Consider the following 13,898-nt stretch of genomic DNA (forward strand, 5'->3'; position numbering starts at 1 on the left):
CGGTTAATACTATACGGCAACAGTCATGGATAATTTACCAAGATGCTCATAACCATCTAAAGTAACGTCCTCTGGTGTGAAGTCATAGAAGTCTTTTACCTCAGGATTCATGATAATTTTTGGAGCAGGCAACGCTTGATCGCGACGTGCTAATTGCTCACGCAATGCATCTACGTGATTTTCATAGATGTGGGCATTATTGATGACATGTGTAAATTTACCTGGTTTTAGACCGGTTACTTGAGCAATCATACATTGTAATGCCGCATATTGAGCCGTGTTAAACGGAACGCCAAGCCCCATGTCACCACTGCGTTGGATGAGCATGCAGTTCAAGTAACCATCCCCTACATCCCATAAGGTTTCATACGCACATGGTTGCAACGCCATGTCATCTAAATCTTCAATATTCCAAAGGGTTACAATCATTCGGCGACTATCAGGATCTTCTTTAATAGTTTTGATGAGCTTGTCTAATTGCTTATACTTCGCAATTTGGTAGCCGTATGCTTTACCAATAGTACCATCCTCACGCATCCACTCATCCCATACGCGCACATTCATTTCTTGCAATTTGCGTACGTCATTGGACTGCATTTGCCAAATCCAAAGTAATTCTTTTACAGCCGTTTTGAAAGCTACAAATTTTGTAGTCAAAATCGGGAATTCCTCTTGCAAATCAAATTGCATGATTTGTTGAGGCAATTTGTACGTTGCGATTCCTGTACGGTTTTGACCATAAATACCATGATCTAAAATATTTTCAATAATACCGAGGTATTGTGTATCTGCTAAGCTCATATATCCCCCTAAATCTATTTATAATAAGCCAAATAATACTAACGTATATCTTGCTAATCTTACTAAAATATATAGTACTATCATACTAAAAAATATATGGCACTACCATATATACAGTAAAATTTATTATCCCTTATATTCTGCAATGGCCTGCAAAAAGGTAAGTCCATATTTTTTCAATTTTGCTTCCCCTAAGCCTTTAACATTGCCAAACTCACCTAATGTTGTAGGTCGTAAATTTGCCAAATCTATGAGTACTGTATCAGGGAAGATAAGATACGGTCTAAGGCCCGCTTCTTCAGCCAAGCGCTTGCGATGTTGCCGCAAATGTTCAAATAAACCGCCCGATGTAAGACTAGATTTTCCTCGGGCCACAGAGGTAGCAGATTTACTGTTGCGAGAAGGCACAGACACATGTTGTCTGATTTCCTCTACCTCTTTACGACCTGCTAATACTTCCTCAGCACCAGCCGTCAAGGATAACACAGGATATTTTCCCGTTGAACTGCGTAAGTAGCCAGATGCTACAAACTGTTGAATAAGTCCTTTAATAGATTTTTCATCTACATTGCTCAGTAAGCCAAAGACAGGCAATGCATCATGACCAGCACGCATAATCCGATCCGTTCGCTCACCACGGACGATAGAGGTTATCATTGATGCCCCATATCGCTCATCGGTGCCCATGATGGCACGGAAAATAGCTTTTGCTTCTTTCGTAACATTGACCTTATCAGCAGAACCCTTACAAGAGCTACAATTATCACAAGTAGTCCAAACGGTGCTTTCACCAAAGTAATTAAGCATATATTTACGCAAGCAATTACTACAGAAACAGTAATCAATCATGGACTGCAATTTGCGTAACTCCACATCTTGTCGCTCAGGCGTTTCAATGGACTGTTCAATTAAATACTTATGAACCTGCACATCCTGCCCACTATAAAGCAAGATACATTCAGCAGGTGCCCCATCACGGCCAGCTCGTCCTGCCTCCTGATAATAGGACTCCATATTACGCGGCATTTGATAATGTAGCACATAGCGTACATTGCTTTTATCAATGCCCATACCAAAGGCATTCGTCGCCACCATAACATGTAATTTATCGTCTGCATAGGCATTTTGCATATCACGGCGTATCTCGTCGTTGAGACCCCCATGATAATGCCCCGCCTTAATGCCCGCACGGGTTAGATTTTCATAGACTCGATCTACATCCTTGCGCGTTGCACAATAAATAATACCATTTTCATTGGCATGCTCTCGCACATAATGGACAACGTAATCCATCCGCTTCGGTGTGCGGATGACAGAGAACGATAAATTAGGCCGATCAAAACCCGTCACGTATACATTAGCCGTATCTAGACCTAATAATTTTTTTATATCATTTTCTACATATTTCGTCGCCGTCGCAGTGAAAGCCCCCACGATAGGTCTCTTTGGCAATGAATTGAGCCACTCACCGATAAGGCGATAAGACGGTCTAAAATCATGGCCCCACTCAGAAATACAGTGAGCCTCATCTACAATGACTTGAGCAATCGGTAACGCTCGCAGTACATTACAAAAGAAATTAGAACTCAACCGCTCTGGCGCAATATATAAGAGTTTAATTTTGCCACTACGTACCTCGTACATAGTCTTATTAAACTCTGCTTGGGTAAGCGTACTATTGATAAGTGCCGCTGGTATATTCTGTACTAAAAGACCATCCACTTGGTCTTTCATAAGAGAAATAAGCGGAGAAAACACAATAGTCAAGCCCGGCTTACAAAGCGCAGGAATCTGGAAACAGATAGACTTCCCTGCCCCTGTCGGCATGATTCCAATTACATCTTTATTCCGCAACAAGGATGCAATAGGAGCCTCTTGAGCCGGTCTAAAGGAGGTATACCCAAAGTAGGTCTCCAACATGCGCAACGCTTGTTGTTTCGTCACAACTTGATGCGATTTAGGTACTTCATCCTCAGTGCCTACTTGTTGTTCCATAAGGCCCTCCTTTCGCGTTCCAGAAATATAAATACTATACAGTGATTACGGTTACTACTAAAGGATATTACGTACACCCAATACGAAATATCGTTTTTTCATTCTTTTATTTTATCATATTTCGTTCGGTATGGGACTCATTAGTATATGATTTCATAAGTAACAATCTAATGCGTATCTCTAAAGTATATGGACTAAATTGGTATAAGAATCTTGTTGATATCACCAATTTTTTACCCTCTAAAGTACTAATATGTGGTACAATAAAAATTATTTACTATACTATAGAATATAACTAGAACCTAAGGAGGTCTTATATAGGCATGACACATGACAACTTAATGATTATTATCGCCTTTGCCTTATACCTAGGACTCATGATGTATATCGGGGTCTACTACTATCGCAAATCAAACAGCATTGGTGATTACATCCTCGGAGGCCGACAACTAGGACCATGGATCACAGCACTCAGTGCAGAGGCATCAGATATGAGTGGTTGGATGCTCATGGGTGTGCCGGGTCTAGCGTATACTACGGGGATTTCTGGTGTGTGGATTGCCGTAGGCCTTACATTAGGTACTTGGGCGAACTGGAAATTCGTTTCTAGGCGCTTGCGTAATCATACAGAGGTAGCCAGTGATAGCTTGACATTACCGGATTATTTGAAGAATCGTTTCCACGATCAGTCTCATTCGGTAGCTGTCATTTCCGCCTTATTTATCTTGATTTTCTTCTTGATTTATACATCATCAGGCTTCGTAGCAGGGGGCAAATTGTTCAATACCATCTTTGGTCTAGATTACACAGTATCCCTCTTCATCACCGCCGGTATCGTCGTATTCTATACCTTTCTTGGTGGATTCCTCGCCGTATCTTGGACAGACTGTATTCAAGGCGCATTAATGTTCTTTGCCATCTTGGCAGTACCAATTACAGCAGCCATGTACATGGGTGGCCCTATTGAAACATTCCAACTCATCCAACATGAGTTTCCACAAGGACTTAGCTTGTTTGGTAATCCATCTGATTGGTTTACTTGGGCTATCGCCCTAATTTCTTCTCTTGGTTGGGGGCTTGGCTACTTTGGTCAACCTCACATCCTAGTTAGATTCATGGCTATCTCTGATGCGAAAGAACTTAAGAAATCTACGAACATCGCCATGGTATGGGTTATCTTATCCCTTATGGCAGCTATTGCTGTAGGTCTCATCGGTCATGTTTACATGCTGCCAGATAAGTTAGTAGGCACTGATGCGGAAACAATATTCCTCATCATGACTGAACGGCTCTTTACTCCATTTATAGCAGGGCTTATCTGGTCCGCCGTATTGGCAGCCATCATGAGTACCGCTTCAGCACAGTTGTTAGTAACAGCTTCTGCTATTTCTAACGACTTCTATGCTAATATCATCCATCCAAAAGCAAGCGATAAAGAGCTTGTATTAGTAAGCCGTATTGTAGTGCTTCTAGTGGCATTGATTGCCATCTATATGGCTATGGATCCAGACAGCTATATCTTGACGATGGTAGCCTATGCTTGGGCAGGCTTCGGCGCAGCCTTCGGCCCGGCAATCTTATTCTCCCTATTCTGGAAGCGCATGACGCGTCACGGCTGTATCGCTGGTATTGTTGTAGGTGGTTTGACAGTACTCTTTTGGAAACAATTTGGATTCCTTGGCCTATACGAAATTGTACCAGGTTTCATCCTCTCTTCTATCGCAATCTATATTGTGAGCCTCATAGGTAAATTGCCTCCACGACCGGTTCTAAAAGACTATAGAGAAGCAGAAAAAATGCATATTCTATAAGAAAACATAAAAAAGCTAGTTGATTCACCGATCAACTAGCTTTTATTTATGAGTATTGGTGTAAACCTTCCTCAATTGCGGCTTTTACTTCTGTCACTAAAGAAGCTGGAGTAAGCACCTTTACACTTTGCATATATTGGAGCGCCCAATATTTAAAGGCGTCATGATTAACACGTACACGACATACAACATTATCAGCTGTTATATTTGTAAACTCTACATTGCCATCGAACCAATCTAAAATTTGATTTACGATGGAACGTCTAGCTTTAAAAGTAACAGTAATAGATTCACCACCGAACATATAAATATGTTCCTTTACGTATTGTGACACGTTAAAGGTGCGTTGTTGTTGGTATCCCTTTATCTCCCGTAACGGTTTTCTACGTTCATTTAGCACCGTAATATGTGCAATTCGATCAATGCGTAATGTAGACATGTCATCATAATTTTCGTGGTTTCCTACCAAGTAATAATGTCCTCGATTCATTACTAGTTGGAATGGATTAAATACATACTTCCGTTCCTTATGATCTGGCCCAAGATTAATATGTAATCGCTTATCCACATCTGGTTGGCAATAGGCCAACGAAATTTTTCTACCCTTTTGTATTGCTTCTTCTATGAGATCAATGTTAAGGAATAAATCCTGGCTTCTATGAAGGTACCCTGTAGTACTTTCAATATCAATACCATGAGGCTTAAAATAGGAACTACCCAATTTTGCAACACGCCCGATTAAATCTTTACGTTGAGATGCAGTAATATGGCGAGATGCCAATATACCATCAATCAATAATCGCAATTCAGAATCTTCAAAAGTATGAATCATATAGAAATCAGTACGTCGGATTGTGCCATCTGCTCCCACAGCAGACTCTTCACATTGAATACTAAAATCTCCAGATTCATATAAATCATTTAAATGACGGCCTAAGGTTTTCCGATCGACGGATACCTCGTACCGTTCGGCTAATATACTGCGAATCTCCTCTTGAGATAACGTATGATTAGCATCTGTTTCGTCTTTCAGGATTTCCAGTATGTATACTAGAACTGCCTTTTTAGATGCCATAAAAGACTCCTTTTACAAATAACACAATTAATACAACTTTATCAACTAATACAATTTATAGAATCATCCACAACACATCGGATGATATTTACAAAATACCCAAACACATTATACCATATTTTCATGAACGGTTCATTTTTTCCTCATTAAAATTATCGATTTACTATACTTTTTCAGCAATATAAAATAACTAAAAGTAATAAATATAAAATAAAAGTAAATTTAATTGTATTAAATAAAACCCGTTAACACTTAATACATATAAATATTATAAGTGTAACGGGTTTTTATTTTAACTATGAAATCAAAATGAATATAATACAACTTCATAGCAATACAATCAAATAACGAGCTCAATTAGGAAATACTACCTGTTTTCTTACTTCTAATAAAGCCCAATTGTTCCATACGCGTTGTTAATTCATTATAAAAAGCTTCAGCCATGGCATTTTGATGCTTTGTAGGTTGAGACTGATCTGCACTAAAGAGAGCATCTTTAATCTTTTTAATTACCGTGGATTTCGCTTTTGGTTTGTTCAACAACTCCATAAATAATAAATCCTCTTCAGAAATATCACCAATAGCATCATTAAACATATCTGCTCCATACATATATTCACTACCACCATTCACAATAGCTTTTACAAAGTTTGTAAAACGGGCAGGTATATAAGACAAGCCCTCCATATACTCTTCTTTTACAGGGAATGTTTTATAGAAGCGAATACCTCCGCGTACCATATGCTCTACTACAGCTCGATATAAACTACATACAGCAGGTTCTAATTCATCATCAGATGCATGAGCCGCCTCATGAGCCGCTTTCAAAATAGCGAGGGCTTCAATCATATTGAAAGTGCCACCATCTTTAATTATTGCTTGGAACGTATCTCTTACGAGCTCATTTTCAAACATTTCCAGTGCTTCCTCATCAAAGAGAATTTGGAAAACAAAGCTATTTACAATAGTACGTACAGGAATTGTATTCACTTCAGCCGGATTCGCAACAGCAAAGTTGATATTATTTGCAAAGCTAGCTTTACAAATAATTGACTTGCGGAATGTCGTATCTAGTATAAAATCTAAATATTGTTCTTGATCCGCTTGGTTATTAGGAGCCAGTTGCTCAAGTTTAGCTGCTATACTTTCATCATAGGTACGAACCATAGATAGTGTAAGGTCTGCATCGCATACATAAGCAAGATTATGCGCTTTCAAATGATCATTAAATTGATAGAAATAGCACGGATCATTATGCGGCTCTAGATGGTCATGACCTACATAATAGTCATCCTTTTGCATTACAGAGCGCAATGCACCAAGGAATTTACTATTTCGTTCTTTAAGGTTATCATAGTTAAGAATCTGAGCACCCACAAGACTGCCTACGGTCTTACCGCGCAACACCTTTTCCTTATGGGTCAACTTATCTTGGCCACGATTAGCAAACAGCATGAGCTGACGTACTTCTTCCATGGTATGCCAACCTGGATACGTATTGTAAGACACATAGGCAATACCATTATCCGCCAAATGATTAGAAATAATATTGAGCAGCTTATCCTTCATTTCATCATTGATCCAAGAGTAGAATCCATGTGCAATAATATAATCGAAAGTCCCCATAGATTCGTCAAAATTCAAAATATCTCCTTGCACCAAGGATACATTCTCTAATTTTGCATCACAAATAATTTGATTGCCCTTCTCTACTTGGTCTTGTGAAAGTTCAATGCCTACAAAGGTCGCCTCTGGGTTAAATACAGCTTGAGAAATAATATTACCGCCATAAGTAGCGCCTAGTTCAAGAACACGAGCTGTCTTCGCAGGTGGAGTATTTAGCCCTACAAGAGCACCATATGCTTCTAAATAGGCCGGCGTTGTAAAAGGAAATGGATAGGATTTATAGCCTAACTCTTTATATATCGTTTGCTGCATGTCTTCCATTGCTATTTGTGAATTATCCTTAGCCATATGTACCTCTATGTTTAACTTTATGAAATATACATTGTTATTTATCATTATACCAAATTACTAGTATATTACCTACATTTAAAGCGGTTATTACCTAAATAATATGATATTAACACATTTAGCTATATAGTATTACATACAAAAGAGGCACCCTTGAAAGGGTGCCTCATATAGTTCTCAGTCGTTAAATAACGAATTATTTTACGTCTTCAAAACCTTTTTGTAAGCGAACATAGCTTAAGCGACGTTCTTTAGCGTCTTGTTCAGTTTTAGCGAACAATTCTTCTGCCACATCTGGAGCGGCTTTAGCCAAGGAAGCGTAACGAACTTCACCTTTAAGGAAGTCTTGGAAGCTTTCAGTTGGTTCTTTGGAATCCAAGGAGAATGGATTTTTACCTTCTTCTTTAAGTTGAGGGTTATATCTGTAAAGATCCCAATAACCAGCTGCAACAGCTTTACGTTGTTCTTCTTGAGCTTTACCCATACCAGCTTTGATACCATGGTTGATACATGGGCTGTAAGCGATAATCAAGGATGGACCTGGATATGCTTCAGCTTCTGCAACAGCTTTCATCAATTGGTTTTTATCTGCACCCATAGCTACTTGTGCTACGTATACATAACCATAAGACATAGCCATCATGCCAAGGTCTTTCTTCTTAGTACGTTTACCAGAAGCTGCGAATTGTGCAACTGCTGCTACATTAGTGGATTTGGAAGCTTGACCACCAGTGTTGGAATATACTTCTGTATCGAATACAAAGATGTTGATGTCTTCTCCAGAAGCTAATACATGGTCAACACCGCCGAAGCCGATATCGTATGCCCAACCGTCACCACCGAAGATCCAGTGGGAACGTTTGATTAAGAATTGTTTTTTCTCAAGAATTTCTTTCAATTCAGGAGTTGTAGCGCCTTCAGCTTCGATAGCTGCCACTAGACGTTCGGAACGTTGGCGAGTAGCTGCACCAAGGTTAGCGAATTCAATCCATTGTTCCAAAGCTTCTTTCAATTCGCCAGTAGCAGTTTCAACTGCTTTAGAAGCCAATTCTACTAATTGTTGACGAATTTTCTTAACGCCGATGTACATACCATAACCATACTCAGCATTATCTTCGAACAAGGAGTTTGCCCAAGAAGGACCATGACCTTGTTGGTTAGTTGTGTATGGAGATGCAGGCATGGAAGCGCCCCAAATAGAGGAACAACCAGTTGCATTGGCAATCATCATACGGTCACCGAACAATTGAGTTAACAATTTAGCGTAAGGAGTTTCACCACAACCTGCGCAAGCACCGGAGAATTCGAACAATGGTTGTTCAAATTGGGAACCTTTAACAGTTTCCTTCTTCATAGGATTTTCTTTTACAGGAAGGTTAACACCATAGTTCCAAGCTTCAGCTTGTTCGATTTCAGTATCGATGGATGTCATCACGATAGCTTTGCCCTTAGGAGCTGGACAAATATCAACACAGTTACCGCAACCCAAGCAATCTAGTGGGGATACAGCAATACGGAATTGAAGATCTTTAGCACCCAATGCAGGGATTGTATCGAAATGTTCTGGAGCTGCAGCCACTTCTGCTTCAGTTGCCAAAATTGGGCGAATTGTAGCATGTGGACATACGAAGGAACATTGGTTACATTGAATACAATTTTCAGGCAACCATTTTGGAACGAACAATGCAGGACCGCGTTTTTCGAATTTAGCAGTACCAGCAGGTAATGTACCATCTTCATAGCCAGAGAATGTGGATACAGGAAGATCATAACCAGCTTGTGCATTGATTGGTTGTGCAATATTTTGAACGAAAGATGGGCAAGATTCGCAACCAGGTTTAGCTGCATGATTGCCATTATCAACAGCGTCTTTCCAGCTAGCAGGAACATCTACTTTTACCAAAGCGTTAACACCTTGATCGATAGCGGCATTGTTCATGTCAACGATATTTTGACCTTTTTTACCGTAAGAAGTTACTACGGATTCTTTAAGGTATTTAACAGCATCATCTACAGGGATGATTTCAGTCAATTTGAAGAATGCAGCTTGTGTCACCATGTTGATACGACCGCCCAAACCAATTTCGGAAGCGATTTTCGCAGCATTGATGATGTAGAAGTTCAATTCTTTTTCTGCGATTTGACGACGTAATTTAGCAGGTAAATGTTCATCCAATTCTTCAGGAGACCAAGTACAGTTCAACAAGAATGTACCGCCTTTTTTGATGCCGCGAATCAAGTCGTATTCATGTACATAAGATTGACGGTGACATGCTACGAATTGAGGTTCAGTAATCAAGTAAGGCAAGTTGATTGGGTTTTTACCAAAACGAAGGTGAGACATTGTTACGCCACCAGATTTTTTGGAGTCGTAGTCAAAGTATGCTTGAGCATACATATCAGTGTGGTCACCGATGATTTTGATAGCAGATTTATTCGCACCAACTGTACCGTCAGAACCAAAGCCCCAGAATTTACATTCAGTCAAACCAGGAGTTTCAACTTCTACGCCTTCAGCACGATCTAAGGACAAGAATGTAACATCATCATTGATACCCAATGTGAAGAATTTCTTACCATTTTCAGCAGCTAAATTATCGAATACAGCAACGATGTCTGCAGGGATAACGTCTTTGGAGCTCAAACCATAACGACCAGCGATAACTTTTACATTACGGCCACCGTCAACTACAGCTGCTTGTACGTCTAAGAACAATGGTTCAGCCAAAGCACCTGGCTCTTTAGTACGGTCAAGAACTGCAATGCGTTCTACAGTTTTAGGAAGAGCTTTCAACAAACGATCTGTTGCGAATGGGCGGAACAAATGAACGTTGATAAAACCAACTTTGCGACCCAATTTGTTGAGGTAATCCACAGTGGATTCTACAACTTGAGCGGAAGAACCCATAGTTACAACAACATCAGTAGCATCAGGAGCACCATGGTAGTTGAACAATTGGTAGTTAGTACCTGCCAATTTATTAACTTCGTTCATGTAGTGTTCTACAACGTCAGGAACGTTCAAGTAGAATTTGTTGGATGCTTCACGATGTTGGAAGTAAACGTCAGGATTTTCTGCAGTACCACGAGTCACAGGAGCATCTGGATTTAAAGCATTTTTACGGAACGCTTTAACAGCATCCATGTCAACCAATGGTTTTAAATCTTCATAGTCCCAGATTTGAATTTTTTGAATTTCGTGGGATGTACGGAAACCGTCAAAGAAGTTGATGAAAGGTACGCGAGTTTTAATAGCTGTCAAGTGAGCTACCGCGGACAAGTCCATTACTTCTTGTACAGAGGATTCAGCTAACATAGCACAACCAGCTGCACGAGCAGCCATTACGTCTTGATGGTCACCAAAAATAGCCAAAGCATGTGCAGCCAATGCACGAGCAGCTACTTGGAATACACCTGGAAGTAATTCACCTGCTACTTTATATAAGTTAGGAAGCATCAATAACAAACCTTGGGAAGATGTGAAGGTTGTTGTTAATGCACCAGCTTGTAAAGAACCGTGGGTTGCAGCAGCAGCACCTGCTTCAGATTGCATTTCTACAACTTGAACAGTGTTGCCGAAGATGTTTTTTCGACCAGATGCAGCCCATTCATCAATGTGTTCTGGCATTGGAGAAGATGGAGTGATTGGATAAATCGCAGCAACTTCTGTAAAACCATAAGAAACGTGAGCAGCCGCTTGGTTGCCGTCCATAGTTTTAAATTTACGACTCATGTGATTATTGCCTCCTTAAGCATTTAGCAAAAATAGAACACTTGCTTAATCTATCATTATGTTTAGGAATAACAACCATTACAAACTTGCGCACATGAAAAAATAATGCAATAATATATATGTTATATATAATATGGCATTATGTGTGAGCATACTTTTTTGTGATGGGCACAACCATAATTCCTAATATCATAACTTGATATAGCCCTATATGCTAATTATAACGTGCTGGGCCCTATCAACGCAACACATACAGTGACTGTCGCTTTGCCAATATTGCTATCCATGCTTTACATAAAGTAATAGCTAATTGCATTACAGTAATAACTATTCTCATTTAGTTAGGTCACGTCCTATAACCAAGTTTTATTTTTAGGGGGTTAATTATGGATTTTCATCATTTGAAATACTTCGTTGAAGTAGCTGATCAAAAAAGCTTTAGTAAGGCTGCAAGGAATTTACACATCTCCCAATCTGCAATCAGCCGTACAATTAAAGCTTTAGAAGACGAACTTGGTGTTGTTCTCTTCATGCGTAATGCTAAATCTGTAGAACTTACTGATGGGGGTACCATCTTCTTAACCCACGCTAAACGCGTTGTGTTTATGTTTGAACATCTAAAAACTGATTTTGAAAACGAATTTCGTTTGGAGCAAGGTTCCATCAGAATTGGTATTCCACCAATTACGGATGCTCCCATTTTTGCCCAGTTATTAGGTGAATTTAAAAAAGTATATCCACAAATCGAATTGGAACTCTACGAACAAGGTTCTAAAAAGGTTGAGATTAGCGTTCAGGAAGGTTTAATTGATATTGGCATCATCTGTACTAAACCAAACCCTAAAGAATTTGAATCTTTCTACCTTACGAGTGACCCACTGTCCGTTATCATTCCAAAATCTAGCCCTTTAGCAAAAGAAAAAGAAATTCGTCTAGAAATGCTAGCTGATGAATCCTTTGTATTGCATAAAGACGATTTCAACTTACATGATGAAATCATCAAAGCTTGTAAACACACCGGCTTCCAACCGCACATCGTATTTGAAACAAGCCAACGTGATCTCATGTTACAAACGGTTAGTGCAAACCTTGCTATCGCATTATTACCATCTCGCCTCTGCCCTGAGGTAGGTGAAAATACAGAGGTTGGTTCTAAGGTTGTCGTAAGACCTCTCGTACCTGAAATCATTCATACCCTCTATGTAATTTGGAAAAAGGGTCATTACCTCTCCCACGCTTCTCGCTTGTGGTTAGACTTTGTAAACTCCAAATTACCATTACCTGGATTACAACTCGAGGATCGTCAATAATGAACAAACCATCTGGGCTCGCATCTAAATTGCGAGCCCTTTTGAAAGCTAAAGAAGCTCCCATGTGGGGCGTTATCATTGTGCTGGTTATCGTTATCATATTCCAGCAAATACAAATCTCTGAATTACAATGGCGTGTCGATGAAGACCACGATGGCTCTACCATCGACAGTGTAGCAGGTCGTCTTTACATTCTTGAAGGGATGGCTAATAAGCATAGTGATCAACTAGACGAAATCCTAAAAGATATTCGTCAACTACAAAATGACGGTGCCAAGTACGACTGGGAACTAAAACAACTGCAATGGTTGCATCCAGAGCTCAAAGTACAACCACCAGAGGCAAACCCACGCCCATTCAAATCCACAGATCTAAACCTCGATATGAATCCTGGGAAAGTGCCTGATGTAACAAAACAAAATCAATAAAGAAATCAGGAATAAATAAAAGCACCTTACATACCTACAAAAGTCATCACAAATGACACTTCTCATAGGATATAAGGTGCTTTTATCGTTATTATTTGATAGATTTAATTGCTAGTTTTCCCATACGTCTCTGCAATGACGAATTGCTTCTACTTGCGATACGCTTCTAATTTATATGCATATTCAGTTAAAAGATTATTTGAATAAATTTTTTCATTTTCTGAATCTCTAACTTCTTTCCAAATAATAGATGCTACTTTTAATTTATTCGAATAATTGCAACTACATTCATCTGCACAAAAATCCTTATAAAATTGATTCCATTGACAAACCGAATTATCATACTTTGCATAATCTGATTCACCATAATATACTTTCAGCAAATCTCCAATTGTAAAGCTTGTATTTTTTTCACTTTTTACTTTTCTCCAGGCAGTAGCCATATCAGCATTAAATTTAAATCGTGAAACACCTATTAAATCAGAGAAATATTCTCTAAACTTCGTATTAAAGGAAAAATTACATTCAAGTAATGGTGTATCTAAAGTAATAGTTTCCACTTGCCTTCTTCTATTTTTTATTGATGATTTTTTAATTAAATCGCCTTTAAAGTACTGCTCAATAATATAATTGAGTTCTTGTTTTGTTCCCCTATATTCTAATCCTAATGATTTACATATTTGTGAAAGTTCATCACGATACCAATAATATTTATTAAATTCATCAAATGATGTAATTTCATCAAACTTAGGTCTACACTCTTTCAATATT

9 protein-coding genes are annotated in these 13,898 nt (G+C 39.1%); 3 read left to right on the forward strand and 6 right to left on the reverse strand.

Going from position 1 to position 13,898, the window contains the following annotated elements; translation table 11 throughout:
- Positions 1–9 precede the first annotated feature (9 nt).
- Positions 10–801, reverse strand: coding sequence for a thymidylate synthase (locus Q7O55_RS06170; RefSeq protein WP_303929232.1), 792 nt, complete (start codon positions 799–801; stop codon positions 10–12).
- A 126-nt stretch (positions 802–927) separates the two neighbouring features.
- On the reverse strand, positions 928–2,796 hold the full coding sequence (gene recQ, locus Q7O55_RS06175) for a DNA helicase RecQ (RefSeq protein WP_303929234.1): 1,869 nt from the start codon (positions 2,794–2,796) through the stop codon (positions 928–930).
- 323 nt (positions 2,797–3,119) lie between these two features.
- Here recQ and putP point away from each other — a divergent pair, with 323 nt between their 5' ends.
- Positions 3,120–4,607 (forward strand): sodium/proline symporter PutP, encoded by a 1,488-nt coding sequence (gene putP, locus Q7O55_RS06180; RefSeq protein WP_303929236.1) that lies wholly within the window; start codon positions 3,120–3,122, stop codon positions 4,605–4,607.
- Positions 4,608–4,653: 46 nt separating this feature from the next.
- On the opposite strand, the gene Q7O55_RS06185 is transcribed toward putP, so the two are convergent.
- The 3 genes from Q7O55_RS06185 to nifJ all read right to left on the reverse strand — a co-directional run bounded on the left by Q7O55_RS06185 (position 4,654) and on the right by nifJ (position 11,389).
- The gene (locus Q7O55_RS06185) at positions 4,654–5,682 is read right to left on the reverse strand and encodes a YafY family protein (protein WP_303929238.1); all 1,029 of its coding nucleotides are present in this window, start codon (positions 5,680–5,682) and stop codon (positions 4,654–4,656) included.
- A gap of 357 nt (positions 5,683–6,039) precedes the next feature.
- Complete coding sequence (locus Q7O55_RS06190) at positions 6,040–7,656, reverse strand: methyltransferase regulatory domain-containing protein (RefSeq protein WP_303929240.1); 1,617 nt, start codon at positions 7,654–7,656, stop codon at positions 6,040–6,042.
- Between the two features lie 196 nt (positions 7,657–7,852).
- Positions 7,853–11,389, reverse strand: coding sequence for a pyruvate:ferredoxin (flavodoxin) oxidoreductase (gene nifJ / locus Q7O55_RS06195; protein ID WP_303929242.1), 3,537 nt, complete (start codon positions 11,387–11,389; stop codon positions 7,853–7,855).
- 386 nt (positions 11,390–11,775) lie between these two features.
- Between nifJ and Q7O55_RS06200 the strand changes: the two genes are divergently transcribed.
- Positions 11,776–12,699 carry a LysR family transcriptional regulator gene (locus Q7O55_RS06200; RefSeq protein WP_008602616.1) on the forward strand — a complete coding sequence of 308 codons (924 nt, stop codon included), beginning with the start codon at positions 11,776–11,778 and terminating at the stop codon, positions 12,697–12,699.
- Positions 12,699–13,127, forward strand: a complete 429-nt coding sequence (locus Q7O55_RS06205; protein WP_038125714.1) for a hypothetical protein — start codon at positions 12,699–12,701, stop codon at positions 13,125–13,127. The genes Q7O55_RS06200 and Q7O55_RS06205 overlap by 1 nt, the downstream gene beginning before the upstream one ends.
- Positions 13,128–13,276: 149 nt before the next feature.
- Here the strand turns inward: Q7O55_RS06205 and Q7O55_RS06210 are convergent, their stop codons facing one another.
- Entirely contained in the window at positions 13,277–13,894 is a 618-nt protein-coding gene (locus tag Q7O55_RS06210; RefSeq protein ID WP_303929245.1) for an SAP domain-containing protein, read from the reverse strand.
- Positions 13,895–13,898 lie beyond the last annotated feature (4 nt).

This window comes from Veillonella parvula (assembly GCF_945949885.1).
Classification (GTDB): domain Bacteria; phylum Bacillota; class Negativicutes; order Veillonellales; family Veillonellaceae; genus Veillonella; species Veillonella parvula_B.